16 protein-coding genes are annotated in these 16,217 nt (G+C 60.7%); 5 read left to right on the forward strand and 11 right to left on the reverse strand.

From position 1 onward, the window contains the following. Window positions 1-12: 12 nt before the first annotated feature. From D5067_RS14635 to D5067_RS14650, 4 genes are read right to left on the reverse strand one after another with little or no spacing between them, the layout of a single operon-like run. Window positions 13-1,215, reverse strand: a complete 1,203-nt coding sequence (locus tag D5067_RS14635) for a glycoside hydrolase family 53 protein (protein WP_119934769.1) — start codon at window positions 1,213-1,215, stop codon at window positions 13-15. 2 nt (window positions 1,216-1,217) lie between these two features. After that, window positions 1,218-2,069 (reverse strand): sugar ABC transporter permease, encoded by an 852-nt coding sequence (locus D5067_RS14640; protein ID WP_042715482.1) that lies wholly within the window; start codon window positions 2,067-2,069, stop codon window positions 1,218-1,220. Window positions 2,070-2,080: 11 nt separating this feature from the next. Next, window positions 2,081-3,385, reverse strand: coding sequence for a carbohydrate ABC transporter permease (locus D5067_RS14645; protein WP_119934770.1), 1,305 nt, complete (start codon window positions 3,383-3,385; stop codon window positions 2,081-2,083). 57 nt (window positions 3,386-3,442) lie between these two features. Further along, window positions 3,443-4,657 (reverse strand): extracellular solute-binding protein, encoded by a 1,215-nt coding sequence (locus D5067_RS14650; protein ID WP_119934771.1) that lies wholly within the window; start codon window positions 4,655-4,657, stop codon window positions 3,443-3,445. Window positions 4,658-4,978: 321 nt separating this feature from the next. Between D5067_RS14650 and D5067_RS14655 the strand changes: the two genes are divergently transcribed. Then, a complete protein-coding gene (locus tag D5067_RS14655) occupies window positions 4,979-6,094 on the forward strand; it encodes an ABC transporter ATP-binding protein (protein ID WP_119934772.1) in 1,116 nt (371 codons plus the stop codon). Here the strand turns inward: D5067_RS14655 and hpxK are convergent. From hpxK to hpxU, 7 genes are all read right to left on the reverse strand, one after another. Continuing rightward, a complete protein-coding gene (hpxK, locus tag D5067_RS14660) occupies window positions 6,091-7,329 on the reverse strand; it encodes an allantoate amidohydrolase (protein WP_119934773.1) in 1,239 nt (412 codons plus the stop codon). The genes D5067_RS14655 and hpxK overlap by 4 nt on opposite strands. Further along, complete coding sequence (gene pucG, locus D5067_RS14665) at window positions 7,326-8,567, reverse strand: pyridoxal-phosphate-dependent aminotransferase family protein (protein ID WP_119934774.1); 1,242 nt, start codon at window positions 8,565-8,567, stop codon at window positions 7,326-7,328. The genes hpxK and pucG overlap by 4 nt, the downstream gene beginning before the upstream one ends. Window positions 8,568-8,580: 13 nt before the next feature. Further along, window positions 8,581-9,318, reverse strand: a complete 738-nt coding sequence (locus tag D5067_RS14670; RefSeq protein ID WP_119934775.1) for an amino acid ABC transporter ATP-binding protein — start codon at window positions 9,316-9,318, stop codon at window positions 8,581-8,583. After that, on the reverse strand, window positions 9,299-9,955 hold the full coding sequence (locus tag D5067_RS14675) for an amino acid ABC transporter permease (RefSeq protein WP_162497933.1): 657 nt from the start codon (window positions 9,953-9,955) through the stop codon (window positions 9,299-9,301). The genes D5067_RS14670 and D5067_RS14675 overlap by 20 nt, the downstream gene beginning before the upstream one ends. Then, the gene (locus D5067_RS14680) at window positions 9,955-10,620 is read right to left on the reverse strand and encodes an amino acid ABC transporter permease (RefSeq protein WP_119934777.1); all 666 of its coding nucleotides are present in this window, start codon (window positions 10,618-10,620) and stop codon (window positions 9,955-9,957) included. The genes D5067_RS14675 and D5067_RS14680 overlap by 1 nt, the downstream gene beginning before the upstream one ends. A 4-nt stretch (window positions 10,621-10,624) precedes the next feature. Continuing rightward, window positions 10,625-11,407: a transporter substrate-binding domain-containing protein gene (locus tag D5067_RS14685; protein WP_119934778.1), complete on the reverse strand. Its 783-nt coding sequence runs from the start codon at window positions 11,405-11,407 to the stop codon at window positions 10,625-10,627. 192 nt (window positions 11,408-11,599) lie between these two features. Further along, window positions 11,600-12,439, reverse strand: coding sequence for a MurR/RpiR family transcriptional regulator HpxU (gene hpxU / locus D5067_RS14690; protein WP_119934779.1), 840 nt, complete (start codon window positions 12,437-12,439; stop codon window positions 11,600-11,602). A gap of 143 nt (window positions 12,440-12,582) precedes the next feature. Here hpxU and hpxW point away from each other — a divergent pair, with 143 nt between their 5' ends. Genes hpxW through hpxZ form a run of 4 tightly spaced genes read left to right on the forward strand, consistent with a single transcriptional unit; the run spans window position 12,583 to window position 16,142 of the window. After that, window positions 12,583-14,166 carry an oxamate amidohydrolase gene (gene hpxW / locus D5067_RS14695; protein WP_119934780.1) on the forward strand — a complete coding sequence of 528 codons (1,584 nt, stop codon included), beginning with the start codon at window positions 12,583-12,585 and terminating at the stop codon, window positions 14,164-14,166. Between the two features lie 10 nt (window positions 14,167-14,176). Beyond that, window positions 14,177-14,365 (forward strand): oxalurate catabolism protein HpxX, encoded by a 189-nt coding sequence (hpxX, locus tag D5067_RS14700; protein ID WP_119934781.1) that lies wholly within the window; start codon window positions 14,177-14,179, stop codon window positions 14,363-14,365. Beyond that, a complete protein-coding gene (locus D5067_RS14705; RefSeq protein ID WP_119934782.1) occupies window positions 14,362-15,759 on the forward strand; it encodes an AtzE family amidohydrolase in 1,398 nt (465 codons plus the stop codon). The genes hpxX and D5067_RS14705 overlap by 4 nt, the downstream gene beginning before the upstream one ends. Beyond that, entirely contained in the window at window positions 15,756-16,142 is a 387-nt protein-coding gene (gene hpxZ, locus D5067_RS14710; RefSeq protein ID WP_119934783.1) for an oxalurate catabolism protein HpxZ, read from the forward strand. The genes D5067_RS14705 and hpxZ overlap by 4 nt, the downstream gene beginning before the upstream one ends. Window positions 16,143-16,217: the final 75 nt, after the last annotated feature.

Genomic DNA, 16,217 nt, shown 5'->3' on the forward strand with positions numbered 1-16,217 from the left:
TGGAGATAAAAACTAGTTAAATACCGTTATTGACGGCAGCACTTTACCCTGACAATCAAATAACGCCTGATTCTCGCGGGCATTACCCTCTTTCCACTCGTCATGGATATATTTCATGCCGGTTTTGGTGGCCCACGTGGTGCCCGGAACGGCTATCCAGGTCGGCTCCCAATAAAAGATGCCCTTGCCGCGACGGTCAGGCACATCAATAACGGACTGCATTAAATCGTGAATATAATCGTACTGACCCTGAACGGTGCCGGGATAGCCGCCGTCCTTTTCTTCTTTGGCCTGGAAGCTGTTCTCGGCGTTATCGCAGTTCTCCAGCGTATAGCCATAGGCCGCTTCCACCACAATCACGTCTTTGTTGTAGCGCCTGCTGATGTCATCCATGTTGGTCTTCAGCGCGCTAATCGGGCCGTTCCAGTAGGTGTACATCGACAGGCCGATGATATCGAAAGGCACGTCGCGCTTCGTGATTTCATCAAACCACCAGCGGAAGGTGTCATTTTTGGTGCCTTCGGCCAGATGAAGCATAATTTTTACCTGCTCGCCGTCGGTCAGGTTCTCTTTTAACCCGCCAATCGCGGCGTTAAGCAGCCCGGCCAGGCGGTCAAATTCGCCGCCGCCCTGCCCCCAGCTTTTCCCTTCCGGCCAGAGCAAACCGCCGTTAATTTCGTTGCCTATCTGCACCATGTCCGGCAATACGCCCTCTTTCTTAAAACGGGCAATCGTGTCGCGGGTGTAGTCATGAATGGCCGTTTTCAGCTGCGGGTAGTCCATCTTCTCCCAGGCTTTTGGCTTGAACTGTTTGCCCGGATCGGTCCAGAAATCGCTGTAGTGGAAGTCGAGCAGCAGCTTCAGGCCCTGCGCCTTCACGCGCTTCGCCAGCGCAACCGTGTTTTCGAGGCTGTTACTGCCGCCGCCGTAGGTATTGCCGCTCGCATCCTGCGGGTCTACCCACAGGCGCAGGCGCACGGTGTTCACGCCGTTAGCTTTGAGGATAGCAATAGCGTCCTGCTGCTGGCCGTTCTGGTTATAGAATTTCGCGCCGTGTTGTTCTGCTTCCAGCAGTGTCGAAATATCCGCGCCCTTGATAAAGTCCGCGGGCATGGCGTTAAAAGGACGCGTTTTCACCGCCTCCGCAGCAAATGCGCTCGCGGCAAGGCCACATGAGAGGCAAACGGCAAGTAAAGCAGGTTTGAGTCTTTTCATGATTATCCTTTGGTACTTCCGGAGGTCAGGCCGGAGACGAAGTATTTTTGTAATGCCAGATAGAGGATCGCTACCGGCACCGCAATCAACACCGCGCCTGCCGCGTAGGTGGTGTAGCTGGCACCCATTTTTTGCGCCACCAGGTTATAGAGCCCGATGGGTAAGGTGTATTTGTCCGGGGTGCGCAAAATAGTGCTGGAGAGGATGAAATCCCCCAGCGGCCCGGTGAAGGAGAACAGCGCCACCACCGCCACAATCGGCTTCGAAAGCGGCATGATAATTTCGATGAAAATCCGGAAATTACTGGCCCCGTCCATGCGCGCGGATTCATCCAGATCTTTCGGGATAGCGTCGAGGTAGCCTTTCATCAGGTAGGTATTCATCGGGATCATGCCGCCTACGTAGATCAGCACCAGCGCCAGATGGCTGTTGATGAGGCCCAAAAGCTGCGACAGCACGAAGATGGCAATCAGCGCCGAGAACTGGGGGATCATCTGCAGGAGCAGGAACAGCATCAGCCCGTTCTGGCGTCCCTTAAAGCGAAAGCGCGAAAAGGCATAGGCGGTAAAGCTGACGCTAATTAAGGTCAACACCATGGTCAGGAAGCTGATTTTCATCGAGTTCCAGTACCAAGTCATGTAGTTCACCTGGCCGTTAAACAGGTCGGCGTAGTGCTGCACCGAAAAGTTCTCAGGAATAATTGAGGAGCTGAGCAGGCTATTACCCGCGTTAAACGAGGCGCCGACCGTCCACACCAGCGGGTAAATGATAATCGTCGACACCAGCACGATAACCAGCCACGAGAGCGAGAGGCGTACCCACTTCTCACGTTTAATACTTTGTGATTGAGCCATTGTTACGTCCCTTACGCCATGTCGTCGTTTTTGAAAGATTTGGTGGCGCGGAACTGCCACAGCGCCAGGCCGACGACAAAGATCGACAGCAGGATAGTGATGGTCGCCGCAATCGCGTACTGCGACGACGACATGGTGAGCTTGTAGATCCACGACACCAGGATATCTGTCCCACCCGCATTGGACCCCACCACCGCCGGCCCGCCGTTGTTGAACAGGTAGATGATGTTGAAGTTATTGAAGTTGAAGGTGTATTGGGTAATCAGTATCGGCGCAATGGAATAAAGTACCAGCGGCAGCGTGATGGTGCGCAGCCTGGTCGCGCTGCTGGCCCCGTCCATCTTGGCGGCTTCGTACAAATCGTCAGGGATCGCCTGCAGCACGCCGGTGGTCATGGCGAAAACAAACGGGAAGCCGAGCCAGGTCTGCATCAGGATCAGCGCCGTTTTGGTCCAGAACGGATCGGTCATCCAGGCTTTTGGCGCAATGCCGAAGAAGGCCAGAATGGCGTTGTTAATCACACCGAAGGAGTCATTGAACATTCCGGCAAACACCAGAATGGTGACAAAGCCCGGCACCGCCCACGGCAGAATGAAGATGGTGCGGATAAGCGGCTTAAAGCGCAGATCTTTCTGGTTCACCAGGATAGCCAGCAGCACGCCCACGGTGCACTGCAGCGTGGTGGCGAGCAGCGTCCAGACCACCGTCCACTGCAGGACGTCAAAGAAGGTTGAGCGCCAGATGGAGAGTGTGAAAATATTGATGAAGTTCTTAAACCCAACCCAGTCCACCAGCTTAGCCGGCGGCGTGTGGTAAAGATTGTAGTTAGTAAAGGCGATGGCAAAACCAAAGAGGATCGGGAAAACCACCACAAACACCAGCAGAATAAAGCCCGGCGTGATCATCAGATACGGAAAGCCGTCGCTCAGCAGCATCTGATACTGTTTACGCACGCTGTTTAGCCCCAGCCCTTCATCGCGTTTTCGACCGTTAACCCAGGCATCGCGCATCGACAGGTAATACACCATTACGCCAAATGCGGCGATCAGTACGCTAATGATCCCTTCTGCCAGCAGGAAGATGGAGTTATCCCGCGGCACTTCCTCCCCCAGCGTCACCAGCCCCCACAGCCCTTCGCGCAGGAAATCGGCAAAAACGCCGATAAAACTGGCCAGCAGCACCAGGAAGATAACGCCCTTCAGCCACTGGCGATGATAGAACTGGCCGAAGCCGGGGATGACCGCCAGCAGCAGGCCGGTCCAGGCGTGACGCCCGGCCCCGTGCGATCTGGCAAAATTTTCCGGGATGATACTCACAGACAACTCCTTTCAATAAAACGGGAGAGTGACCTCCCGTTCTGCGACGTCAGAAAATTACTGGTTGCTGGCCTGCATGGCTTCGATTTGCATCTGGACCTGTTTCTCTGCGCTGTCCAGCGCGGCTTTGGGATCCTGTTTGCCGGTCAGGCTCAGCTCCAGCGCGGCGTTGGCCGGTCCCCAGACTTCGCCCATTTCAGGGATGCCCGGCATGGCGGTGGCTCGCGCGGCCTGCACCGCAACGGCGCTCGCCTTCTCATCGTTCTTGATAACCGGGTCGTCGATCATTGCGGTCAGCGGCGGGATCTCCCGCGTGGCCACGTAGCGGGTTTTCACGTACTGCGGCTGGTTGATGAATTCAATAAATTTCTGCGCCAGCGCTTTGTCCTTGCTCCAGGTGGAAACAACGTAGCCTTTCACGCCGAGGAAGGAGCTCATTGGCTTGCCGTCCGGCAGCGTGGGCAGCGGCGCCACGCCGTAGTTGATGCCTGCCGCTTCATACGGCTGGAACGCCCACGGGCCGTTGATGACGGCTGCCGCTTTCTTCTCGGTAAACAGGGAGTCGATAGCGTTCAAGCCGTTGTCACCGACTATCCCGGCCGGGAAAATATCGTCAGCGTAGAATTTTTTCAGGTACGTCACGGCTTCTACCGCGCCCGGCTTGTTCAGGCCGACGTCGCTGGCGTTATAGCCGCCTTTGCCGTTTTGACCGAAGATGTAGCCTCCCATCGGGGAGATCGCGCCCCAGCTGTAATAAATCTGATCGAACTTGGCGAGCAGGCCGTACTGGTTTTTTGCGCGCTGCTGTTTAGAAAAGTCATACCAGTCCTGCAGCGAGCTGAGCGGCTTGTCGATGAGATCTTTGTTGTAGATCAGCACCAGCGTCTCAACCGCTTTCGGCACGCCGTAGAGGGCGTTATCCATTTTGAAGGCGTTAATCGAGGCCGGGGTGTACTGTTCGGTCTGCTTAGCCTCCAGATTCAGGGGGGTCAATAACCCTTGCACGACGGCGCCGCCCAGCTGATCGTTAGGAATGACCAGCACGTCCGGGCCAATGCCTGCCGGGCCGTCCAGGCGCAGTTTTTCCAGCTGCTGTGCGTAAGGGGTTTCCTGCACGTTGACCTTAACGTCGTACTGTTTTTCAAAGTCCGCGACCGCATCTTTAATACCGGACGACTTCTTGATGTCTTCCCAGACGTTAAGCTGCGCGGTGGCGTGAGCCTGTACCGCGAGCGTAGTGAGGATCAGAGCAGCGAGTATGTTCTTTTTCATTATCAACCTCATGTGAAGGTATAACAATTTTATGGTTGTTATTGCATCTGACGCCCTACAAACCCCGCTATACATCCTGATAAAACTGGCGCTGTACGTCTGACATCAAATACCTTTGGTTTGTTATACGCTACCCTTCACATCATGATAACTCTACATAAAACTGTAAGTTGTGTGATCGTCATAACATTAATGGAATATCTGTATAGGGTGCATGAATGCTGGAAGTTATAGTCAGGGCAGACAAATTGCACCGTCCGGCCACGTTGAACATAATTGTTATACGTAAAACATATTCGGCGGTTTACCTGGGGAACACAGATGTCGAACATACAATTGAGGAATGTCACCAAGCGCTTTGGCGACACCGTCACGCTCCACAACGTTAATCTTGATATTGAGGACGGTGAGTTTGCCGTATTCGTCGGGCCTTCCGGCTGCGGCAAATCCACTATGCTGCGCATGATTGCCGGGCTGGAGGAGATAAGCGAGGGTGAAGTGCTGATCGGTAACGAGGTGATGAACGACATCGCCCCTTCCCATCGGGGTGTGGCGATGGTCTTTCAATCCTACGCGCTCTATCCGCATATGACGGTGGCCGAAAACATGGGCTACGGGCTGAAGGTGAATAAAGTGCCGAAAGATCAGATCCGCCATCAGGTCGAGATGGTCGCCAAAACGCTGCAGCTTTCTCACCTGCTGGACCGCAAACCCAAACAGCTCTCCGGCGGCCAGCGTCAGCGCGTCGCGATTGGCCGCGCCATCGTGCGTAATCCGCGCGTCTTTATGTTCGATGAGCCGCTTTCCAACCTGGATGCCGAGCTGCGCGTGGAGATGCGCCTGCACCTCGCCCGTCTGCACCAGGAGCTGAAAACCACCATGGTGTATGTCACCCACGATCAGATTGAGGCCATGACGCTGGCCGATAAAATTGTGGTGATGAACTACGGCAAAGTGGAGCAGATGGGCGCGCCGATGGATCTCTACTACAAGCCTGTGAACAGGTTCGTGGCCGGTTTTATCGGCTCGCCGAAGATGAACTTCATGCCGGCCACGGTTGAAGCATGGCAGCCGGACGCGTTGACGGTGAGATTGTCGCAGCAGAAATCACTGACGCTCGCCGTGACCACCACGCCGCTGCAGCCGGGCAGTCAGGTCACGCTGGGCATCCGTCCGGAACATTTAACCACTGACCTTCGCCTGGGCACGCCGCTGGAGTTTCACTGCGAAGTGGTTGAACGACTCGGGAACAACACCTACCTGTTTGGCCAGTGCTACGGCCACGACAACGTCAAGATCTTGCTGCCGGGCGACGTTAAGTTCGCCCCGTGGCAGAAGATAGACGTGGCCTTCGACGATCGCCACTGCATGGTCTTTGACGAGCAGGATGTCCGGGTGAGCGCGGATATCGAAGATGCGGTGCGTTCGGTGGCTTAACGCGCGCCACCGTCAGCCAGCTTTCTCACCGCCAGCCCAAACGCCTCAATCGCCAGGGCAACATCGTCAGCCATCACCGATTCTGCCGGATGGTGGCTGACGCCTCCTTTGCAGCGCACAAACAGCATGCCGACCGGCCAGCGTTCTGCCAGCGCGATGGTGTCATGTCCGGCACCGCTCGGCAGCGATAACGAACGCCCCTGCACCGACGTAACGGCGTCCCCCAGCAGATGTTGCAGGCGCGCTTCGCACGGCGTGGCGGCGATCCGGTAAAACTCCTCGGCGCCGAAGCTCAGGCCGCGACGAGCGGCGATGGTTTGCGCCTGCGCCAGCAGTTCAGCAAGCAGCGCGTCAAGCGGGGCATCCTGCGGACCGCGAATATCCAGCGAGAGCGCAACCTCGCCCGGGATCACGTTGACCGCACCGGGCAGGCAGCGCAGTTCACCGACCGTCGCCACCTGATTACCGCCCCGCTGTCGGGTGGTGTTTTCGATCAGCACCATCCACTCGGCGGCGGCGGCCAGGGCGTCCTTGCGGTGATTCATCGGCACGGTGCCCGCGTGTCCGGCCTCCCCGGTAAAGCGGCAGCTGAGGCGGCGCGCGCCGTTAATGGCTTCCACTACGCCCAGCGCCAGCCCTGCCTGCTCCAGACACGGCCCCTGTTCGATGTGCAGTTCAAGACAGGCGCTGAAATCGTCCTGATGGCGTGCCGCGAGCGCCACGCGGGCGGGATCGAGCCCCGCCTGCACCATCGCCTGCGCCACGCTGACGCCGTGGGCATCGCACGTCTCCAGCCAGCCCTGCGGCCAGGTGCCCGTAATGCCCCGGCTGCCTAACAGGGTGATCCCAAAACGGGTCCCCTCTTCGTCGCCAAACCCGACAACTTCGATAGCCTGGGCCAGATGCAGCCCCTGCTGGTGGAGGCTGTCCACCACCTCAATGGCGGTGAGCACGCCGAGCATGCCGTCGTAGCGCCCCGCGTTACGCACGGTATCCAGATGCGAACCGAGCAGTACCGCCTGCGCCCCCTCCTGCGCGCCCTCATAGCGTCCACAGATATTGCCCACGCCGTCCTGCCAGACGGTCATTCCCGCCTGCCGCATCCACTCCCCGACCTGCTGGTTGGCCTGCAGATGCTGCGGTGAGAGATAGACCCTTGTCAGCGCATCCGGGGTTTCGCTGATGGCGGCCAGCGCGTCGGCGCGCACCATCACCCGTTCTGCCGCCGGGCTCATTGCGGCGTCTCGCGGCGATAGTGTTCCCACGCGGCCTGCATGGCGGCACCCTGCGTGGTCGTGAACTTCAGGTAGTTCAGCACTGACTCCAGCGCGCTCAGGGTGGTCATCACGCAGTCTTTGCGCGCGTTGTAGCCCATGGTGCCAATGCGCCACACTTTGCCGTGCAGCGGGCCAAACGAGGTGCCGATTTCAATCCCGAAATCCTCCAGCATCAGTTTGCGCACCTGGTCGCCGTTGACGCCCTGCGGGATCGCCACGCCCAGCACGTTGTTCATCTTGTGTTTCAGGTCGCCGAAGGTCTCCAGCCCCATCGCCTGAATGCCCTTCAGCAGCGCATCGCCGTGCAGCTTATGACGCGCGATGCCGTTATCCAGCCCTTCCTGCAGGATCAGCCGCGCGCATTCGCGGGCGCCAAACAGCGCGGTCGTGGCTTCGGTGTGGTGGTTCAGCCGCTCGGGGCCCCAGTAGTCCATCACCATGCCGAGATCGAAGTAGTTGGAGTAGATCATCTCCTCGTCGCCGTCGCGGTGGGCGTCGGTGCGAATGCCTTCCTCAACGCATTTGCGGCGGCGGATCGCCTCCTCCATGCGCGCGCTCAGGGTGATCGGCGACGTGCCCGACGGGCCGCCGAGGCACTTCTGCATCCCGGCCGACACCGCATCCAGCCCCCAGGCGTCGGTCTCCAGTGCGTTACCGCCGAGCGAGGCCGTGGCATCGGTATAAAACAGCACGTCGTAGCGGCGGCAGATGGCGCCAAGCTCGGCGAGCGGCTGCAGCATGGTGGTGGAGGTGTCGCCCTGCACGGTCAGCAGCAGGCGCGGACGAATACGCTTAATGGCATCCTCCACCTGATCCGGGGTAAACACCTCGCCCCACGGCACCTCGATGGTGTGCACCTCCGCGCGGCAGCGGCGGGCAATTTCGCACAGCAGATGACCAAAGCGGCCAAAGACCGGCACCAGCACCTTATCTCCCGGGCGAATGGCGGAGACCAGAACCGCTTCAATTCCCGCGCGGGAGGTGCCGTCCACCAGCATCGTCCAGCGGTTCTCGGTGCGGAACACCCCGCGATAGAGCGCCATCACCTCGTTCATGTAGTGGGTCATGGCCGGATCGTACTGGCCGATCAGCTGGCTCGACATGGCGCGCAGCACGCGCGGGTCGGCGTTGATCGGGCCCGGCCCCATCAGCAGGCGAGGGGGCGGGTTGATTTGCGAAAAGCGTGCGATATCCATTGTTAAGTCCTTATCAGTTAAGGCCGCGCACGGAGGAGATGAACTGCTTCAGTTCCGTGGTCTGCGGGTTGGCGAACAGCGTTTTGCTGTCGCCCTGCTCCCAGACTTTCCCCTGGTGCATAAACACCACGCGGTCGCCCACTTCGCGGGCAAAATTCATTTCATGGGTCACGAGGATCAGCGTCATCCCCTCGGCCGCCAGCTGCTCCAGCACCCTGAGCACTTCGCCCACCAGCTCCGGGTCGAGCGCGGAGGTGATCTCGTCACAGAGTAAAACTTTAGGCGACATGGCCAGCGCCCGGGCAATGGCCACGCGCTGCTGCTGGCCGCCGGAGAGGCTCGACGGGTAGTAATCCAGACGGTCACCGAGGCCGACTTTTTCCAGCATGCGCTGCGCAAGCTCGCGGCATTCGGCGGCGCTTTTCTTCAGCACCCGACGCGGGGCGAGCATCACGTTTTCCAGCGCCGTCATGTGCGGGAACAGGTTGAAGCTCTGGAACACCATCCCGACCGAGCGGCTGATTTCACGCGCCTGGGAGTCCCGGTCGGTAATGGTCATGCCGCCCAGCTTGATGCTGCCGTCTTGATACCCTTCCAGCCCGTTGATGCAGCGCAGCAGCGTGCTTTTGCCCGACCCGCTGCGCCCGATAATGGAGATCACCTGGCCCATGTCGATATCCAGATCGACGCCCTTGAGCACGTGGTTATCGCCGTAGTACTTCTGCACCTGATTAATGGTGATGAGAGGCATTGAATTTCGTCTCCAGATAGCGGCTGTAGCGCGACAGCGGATAACACAGAATAAAGTAGCCGAGCGCCACCAGCGCAAAGACCTTAAACGGCTGATACGTCACGTTGGTCAGCATGGTCCCGGCCTTGGTCAGCTCGATAAAGCCGATAATCGACGCCAGCGCGGTGCCCTTGATCACCTGCACCGCAAAGCCGACCGTCGGGGCGATGCCGATGCGCAGCGCCTGCGGGGCGACCACGCGAAACAGGGTCTGGCCAAAGGTCAGCCCCAGGCAGCGCGAGGCTTCCCACTGCCCTTTCGGCAGCGCGCGAATGCTGCCGTACCAGATATCGAGCAGAAACGCGCTGGTGTAGAAGGTGAGCGCCAGCGAGGCGGCGGTCCACGGCGAAACGTCGATGCCGAACAGCGCCACGCCGAAGAAGGCCAGGAACAGCTGCATCAGCAGCGGCGTGCCCTGGAACAGCTCAATGTAGCCGCGGATAATGCGCTTCACCGTGCGTGCGCCCGTCAGGCGCAGCAGCAGGAGCGGCAGCGTCACCGCCGCCCCGCCGACAAACGCTACCAGCGACAGCAGCACCGTCCAGCGTCCGGCCAGCAGCAGGTTGCGAATAATGTCCCAGTCGGTAAAGGTGGTCATCATGCCTGCACCCCCAGCCATTTGCGTCCTGCCGCCATCATCAGCTGGCGCAGGGTCATCGACAGCGCTAAGTAAATGCCGGTTATCACCAGATAGACCTCAAAGCTCAAAAAGGTTCTGGACTGGATCAGGTTGGCGGCGAAGGTCAGCTCTTCATACGAGACTTGCGACACCACCGACGAGCCGAGCATCACGATGATGCACTGGCTCACCAGCGCCGGGTAAATGCGCTGCAGCGCGGGCGGCAGCACCACGCGGACAAAGGTCTGCAGACGGGTCAACCCCAGCACGCGTCCGGCTTCCCACTGCCCTTTCGGCGTGACCTGAATGCCCGCGCGGATAATCTCGGTGCTGTACGCGCCGAGGTTCACAATCATGGCCAGCAGCGCCGCTTCCCCCGCCGTCATCTTCAGCCCCAGGTTCGGCAGGCCGAAGACGATGAAAAACAGCTGCACCACAAACGGCGTGTTGCGGACGATCTCCACGTAGGCGCCCCAGATCCGGCTAAACCAGGTTGTGCGGCCGCTGCGGATCGCCGCCCCGACAATCCCTGTTGCCAGCCCGCCGACGGTCGCCATCACCGTCAGCTGAAGGGTGACCCACAGCCCCGCCAGCAGCTCCGGCCAGTACGGCCAGAGCGCTGCAAAATCGAGTTGTTCCGCCATAGCCTTAAGCGCCGATGCTTGCCGGCAGCGGGGCCTTCAGCCATTGCTCAGACAGGCCGTTCAGGGTTCCGTCCTTGATGCCCTGCTCAATCAGAGCGTCCACTTTCGCCTTCAGGGCCGGTTCGTTTTTCTTCAGGCCAATAAAGCACGGCGAATCTTTTAGCATAAAGCTCGGCACCGGGGCTTTATCCGCGTTCTGGCGCGAAATGGCCGCCACCACCAGGTTGCCGGTTGCTACGTACTGCACCTGCCCGGAGAGGTAGGCGGAGAGCGTGGTGTTGTTGTCTTCGTAGCGCTTCACGGCCGCATCTTTCGGCGCCAGGCCGGTCAGCACCATGTCTTCCACCGCCCCGCGCGTCACGCCGATGGTTTTTCCGCTCAGCGCGGCGGCGTCCTTCAGCTCGGCGCCTTTCGGGCCAAACACGCCGAGGAAGAACGGCGCATAGGCGCGGCTGAAGTCGATCACCTTCTCGCGCTCCGGGTTTTTACCGAGGCTGGAAATAACCAGATCCACCTTGTCGGTTTGCAGGTACGGCACGCGGTTGGCGCTGGTCACCGGCACCAGCTGTAGCCTGAGCTTCATCTGTTTGGCCAGATAGCGCGCCATGTCGATGTCATAGCCCTGCGGCTGCAGATCGGTCCCCACCGAGCCAAACGGCGGGAAGTCCTGCGGCACGGCAATGCGAATCGTGCCGCGCTTCTCAATATCCTGAAGCTGGTCAGCCTTTGCCGGCAGCTGTGTGAAGAGGCATGCGGCCCCGACCAGTGCAATCAACAGTTTTTTCATGGTGCTTCCCCGTAACGTTAGCATGAAACAAAAGATTCGTTTAAATGGATTTTGCAACTAATGTGCCAGATAAGGCGAAGCGGGAAATATTGTTGTGAGGCCTGATAAAAAGCGGACGGGGCGAAAACATTCTCCATTTTCACCCCGCCCTATCGCACCATTTTAATGCAAAAGCACCAGCCTGATGCCCCATTATCGCTGTTCGAGTTCGTCCAGCTGCTGGTAGAGGGAGGCAATCTCGTGAATGCGCGGACGGCCTTTATCGAGAATTTCATGCAGGAAGGCGTTAGCCAGCAGGTTAATCAGGCTGTTGACCGAGGAATAGCTGTCATACGCGGAGACGCTGTCCAGCGGGGCGCAGAGCTGCCAGTTCGCCAGCGGAAACAGGCTGTGCGCCTGCGGCTCGCACATCAGCAGCACCGGAATGCCGCTGCTCTGAAGCTGCTGCATCAGCGGGCGGATAATGCGCGGGCGGCGGCGAAAGGCCATCATGACCACCAGATCGTCCGGCGTTAAATCCACCAGTTCTTCGCCCAGGCTCTGCCCGGGCTGCGGCAGGACCAGCACCTGACCGCGCGCCTGGAGCAGCTGCTGGCGCAGGTGCAGCGCCGCCGGATAGGCGTTACGCATGCCGATAATGACGATGCGCCGCGCCTTCACCATGCAGGCCATGGCGTCGGCAAACTGCTGCGCGTCGAGGGCATTGACCCACTGGGTCAGGTTCACCATCTCCTGCTTATAGTGGCGCGCCAGCAGCGTATTGCCCTGCACCGCGTCGCGGTTATCGGTGAGCGGCATCCCGCTCTGGCGCAGGGTGCGCAGCTCGTCGCGCATGTCCTTATATTTCTCATATCCCAGACGCTTAAACAGACGGCTGACCGTGGCTTTCGACACCCCGCTCAGCTGCGCCAGCTCGGCGCTGTTGTAGCTAATCAGATCGTCAAAATGGTCGAAAATAAAATCCGCCACCCGCTGCTCCTGCGGCGACAGCGACGGGTACTGTGCTTTCAGACGTTCATCTAACTGTTCCATAGCGCCTCTGTAACTTTTGTTTCATTACATTGTACCTTTTATTCTGCGTATTCATTATACGTGCCAGTTTACTGAAACTTTTCTTTCAGAACTGGAACAGCTTTTGCAGCACCTTGTGACTTTCAGGGTTACGAGGACGCTTCATGCAAAGTAATGTCTCCACGCACGGCATGGCCGTTGCGCCCCACCATCTTGCCAGCCAGAGCGCGCTGGCGGTGCTGCGCGAAGGCGGCAGCGCGATAGAGGCGATGGTCGCCGCGGCGGCCACCATTGCCGTGGTTTATCCGCACATGAACGGGCTGGGCGGCGATGGCTTCTGGCTCATCGTGCCGCCGGAAGGCGAACCTGTCGCCATTGATGCCAGCGGCGCGGCGGGATCGCGCGCAACGCTCGCCGCCTACGACGGTCTGGCGCATATCCCCCACCGCGGCCCCCGCGCGGCGCTGACCGTCGCCGGCACGGTGAGCGGCTGGGACGAGGCGCTGAAGGTCTCGCGCGAGATGACCGGCAAGGCGCTGCCGCTGGCTCGCCTGCTGGCCGACGCCATTGACTATGCGCAGAACGGCACGCCGGTCACGGCCTCTCAGGCCCACGCCACGGCCAGTAAATTCGACGAGCTGAAGGATATCCCCGGCTTCGCGGAAACCTGGCTGGTAGACGGCAAGCCGCCGCAGGTCGGCAGCCGCTTTTATCAGCCGGCCATGGCCGCGACGTTGACGCGCCTGGTGGAAGACGGTCTGGATAGCTTTTACCGAGGCCCGCTGGCGGACGTGCTGGCGCGCGGCATGGAGACGCTGGGCCTGCCCGTGACGCTGGCCGATCTTAACGCACACGCTGCCCGACGCACCGCGCCGCTGAAGCTGCAGCATCAGCAGGGGGAGATCTTTAACCACGCCCCGCCGACGCAGGGGCTGGTCTCGCTGGCGATACTCGGCATCACCGACCGCCTGAACATGGCGAAGGCCGACGACGCGCAAACCATTCACCGCATCGTTGAAGCCACCAAGCTGGCCTTTGGCCTGCGCGATGCCCACATCACCGACCCGCGCGAGCTGAAAACCGATATTCAGGGTCTGCTGGACCCCGCCGCCCTTCAGGCGCTTGCCGACAGGGTTGACGATAGCCGCGCCGCGCCGTGGGGCACCGGAAAAGGCCCCGGCGACACGGTGTGGATGGGTGTAATGGACAGCAGCGGGCTCGCCGTGTCGTTTATCCAGAGTCTTTATCACGAGTTCGGCAGCGGCGTGGTGCTGCCCGACACCGGCATCGTCTGGCAGAACCGGGGCGCATCGTTCAGCCTCGATCCGAATCATCTTCTGGCCCTCGCGCCGGGCAAGCAGCCCTTCCATACCCTGAACCCGGCGGCGGCGCGTCTTAATGACGGGCGCGTAATGGTCTACGGATCGATGGGCGGCGACGGCCAGCCGCAAACCCAGGCTGCGCTCTTTACCCGCTACGCGATTCAGGGCGTGCCATTACAGGAAAGCATTTCCCGCCCGCGCTGGCTGCTCGGTCGCACCTGGGGACAAACCTCTGACACGCTAAAACTTGAAGGTCGCTTTAGCGCTGAGACGGTCTCACGGCTTCAGGCGCTCGGACATGAGGTGGAAATATTCCCTGACTTCAGCGAAGCGATGGGCCACGCGGGCGCGATTGTCCGCCACCCCAACGGGGTGTTCGAAGGGGCATTTGACCCGCGCAGCAACGGCGCGGCCGCCGGATTCTGAGGAGAGAATAATGAACAACGTACAACCCGACTGGCAGGCGTATCTTGCGCAGATGGAGACCGTGCTCGGCGTGACGCTGGACGACGCCCGCCGCGCCGAGCTGCAGCTGCAGTTCAGCCGCATTGCCGCCCTGGCCGCGCCGCTGATGGCGCTGCCGCTCGACGACCGTCTGGAGATCGCAGGAGTGTATAAAGCATGAGGCTACACGAGATGAGTATCAGCGCGATCCAGCATGCGCTGAGCGCAGGCGAGCTGAGCGCTTGCGAGATTGCCCGCCAGACGCTGGAGGCGATTGCGCGGGTTAACCCGCAGATCGGCGCCTGGACCGCCGTGACGGAAGAACGCATGCTCGCCGAGGCCGGGAACATCGACACCCTGCGCCGCGAGAAGCGCCCCCTGCCGCCGCTGGCGGGCGTGCCCTACGCGGTAAAAAACCTGTTCGACGTTGCCGGTCACACCACCCTCGCCGGGGCAGAGCTGTTCAGCCAGCGACCCGCCGCGGCCGCCGACAGCTTCGCGGTGCGCCAGCTGCGCAGCGCGGGCGGGCTGCTGACCGGGATGGTGAATATGGACGCCTACGCCTACGGCTTCACAACCGAAAACAGCCACTACGGCACGACGCGTAACCCGCACGATCTGGCGCGCATTGCGGGCGGGTCATCCGGCGGTTCAGCGGCCGCCGTGGCCGCCGGGCTGGTGCACTTTTCGCTAGGCACCGACACCAACGGCTCGATTCGCGTTCCGGCCTCCCTCTGCGGCATCTATGGCCTGAAGCCCACCTTTGGCCGCCTGTCGCGATCCGGCAGCCATCCGTTTGTCGCGAGCCTGGATCATATCGGCCCCTTTGCCCGCCGCGTGTGCGACCTGGCGTCCGTGTACGACGCGCTGCAGGGGCGGGACGGCAGCGACGGTTTTCAGGCAGAGAGCTCGCGCGAGCAGACGCGCCCCCTGCTTGAGCGCGGGCTTGACGGCCTGCGCTGCGCGGTGCTCGGCGGCTACTTCACCACCTGGTGCGACGCGGATGCCAGAGACGCCGTGGCGCGGGTGGCGAAGGCGCTCGACGTGCAGGATGAGCTGCAGTTTCCGGACGCCGAGCTGGCGCGCTCCGCGGCGTTTATCATCAGTGCCGCCGAAGGGGGAAACCAGTACCTGCCCGCGCTTCGCCGCGAGCCCGAGCGTTTTGAGCCGCATTCCCGCGAAAGGCTGCTGGCCGGGGCGATGATCCCCTCCGCCTGGTACATTCAGGCCCAGCGGTTTCGCGCGCACGCCCGGCAGGCGTTTAAAACCCTGTTCGCGCAGGCCGACGTGCTGATCGCCCCGGCAACGCCGCGCAGCGCGACGCTTGCGGGTGAGCAGACCATGGAGATTAACGGCCAGCCGCTCCCCGTCCGCGCCAGCATGGGGATGCTGACCCAGCCGATATCATTTTTGGGCTTGCCCGTGACCACCGTTCCGCTGCGCACCGCCCAGGGCGCGCCGATTGGCCTGCAGCTAATTGCCGCGCCGTTTAACGAGCAGGCGTGCCTGCGCGTTGCGCGCGTGCTGGAAGAGAGTGGAATTACCGATGCCCGCCCGGCGGAGGTGGCCGCATGATGAATCATGATGACATTAACCTGCCGTGGGTGGTTGCCGAGGTGACCGCCGCGTTTTACCGCTATGAAGACGCGCTGGTCAGCAACAACGTTGCGGTGCTGGACGAGCTGTTCTGGCACGACAAAAACACGGTGCGTCTGGGGGCGGGTGAAAACCTGTACGGGATTGATGAAATCCGCGCCTTTCGCGCGGCGCGCCCGTCCGCCGGTTTACAGCGGACGCTGCGCCACACCGTCATCACCACCTTCGGTAAGGATTACGCGGTGTGCAGCACCGAGTTTACCCGCGAGGGGACGGAACGCATTGGCCGCCAGCAGCAGACGTGGGTGCGGTTTGCCTGCGGCTGGCGGATCGTGGCGGCGCAGGTGAGTTTGATGGTGTAGCGTTGAAAAACCTGCCCGGTGGCGCTGCGCTTACCGGGCCTACGATGTCCCGTATACCCTGTGGGTCCTGTAGCC

The sequence above is a fragment of the Enterobacter huaxiensis genome (assembly GCF_003594935.2).
Taxonomy (GTDB): domain Bacteria; phylum Pseudomonadota; class Gammaproteobacteria; order Enterobacterales; family Enterobacteriaceae; genus Enterobacter; species Enterobacter huaxiensis.

What these genes read in the sequence shown, in the direction of transcription:
- D5067_RS14635 (WP_119934769.1), bottom strand. Translation starts at nt 1,215, where the DNA reads ATGAAAAGACTCAAACCTGCTTTACTTGCCGTTTGCCTCTCATGTGGC.
- D5067_RS14640 (WP_042715482.1), bottom strand. Translation starts at nt 2,069, where the DNA reads ATGGCTCAATCACAAAGTATTAAACGTGAGAAGTGGGTACGCCTCTCG.
- D5067_RS14650 (WP_119934771.1), bottom strand. Translation starts at nt 4,657, where the DNA reads ATGAAAAAGAACATACTCGCTGCTCTGATCCTCACTACGCTCGCGGTA.
- D5067_RS14655 (WP_119934772.1), top strand. Translation starts at nt 4,979, where the DNA reads ATGTCGAACATACAATTGAGGAATGTCACCAAGCGCTTTGGCGACACC.
- hpxK (WP_119934773.1), bottom strand. Translation starts at nt 7,329, where the DNA reads ATGAGCCCGGCGGCAGAACGGGTGATGGTGCGCGCCGACGCGCTGGCC.
- pucG (WP_119934774.1), bottom strand. Translation starts at nt 8,567, where the DNA reads ATGGATATCGCACGCTTTTCGCAAATCAACCCGCCCCCTCGCCTGCTG.
- D5067_RS14670 (WP_119934775.1), bottom strand. Translation starts at nt 9,318, where the DNA reads ATGCCTCTCATCACCATTAATCAGGTGCAGAAGTACTACGGCGATAAC.
- D5067_RS14675 (WP_162497933.1), bottom strand. Translation starts at nt 9,955, where the DNA reads ATGACCACCTTTACCGACTGGGACATTATTCGCAACCTGCTGCTGGCC.
- D5067_RS14680 (WP_119934777.1), bottom strand. Translation starts at nt 10,620, where the DNA reads ATGGCGGAACAACTCGATTTTGCAGCGCTCTGGCCGTACTGGCCGGAG.
- D5067_RS14685 (WP_119934778.1), bottom strand. Translation starts at nt 11,407, where the DNA reads ATGAAAAAACTGTTGATTGCACTGGTCGGGGCCGCATGCCTCTTCACA.
- hpxU (WP_119934779.1), bottom strand. Translation starts at nt 12,439, where the DNA reads ATGGAACAGTTAGATGAACGTCTGAAAGCACAGTACCCGTCGCTGTCG.
- hpxW (WP_119934780.1), top strand. Translation starts at nt 12,583, where the DNA reads ATGCAAAGTAATGTCTCCACGCACGGCATGGCCGTTGCGCCCCACCAT.
- hpxX (WP_119934781.1), top strand. Translation starts at nt 14,177, where the DNA reads ATGAACAACGTACAACCCGACTGGCAGGCGTATCTTGCGCAGATGGAG.
- D5067_RS14705 (WP_119934782.1), top strand. Translation starts at nt 14,362, where the DNA reads ATGAGGCTACACGAGATGAGTATCAGCGCGATCCAGCATGCGCTGAGC.
- hpxZ (WP_119934783.1), top strand. Translation starts at nt 15,756, where the DNA reads ATGATGAATCATGATGACATTAACCTGCCGTGGGTGGTTGCCGAGGTG.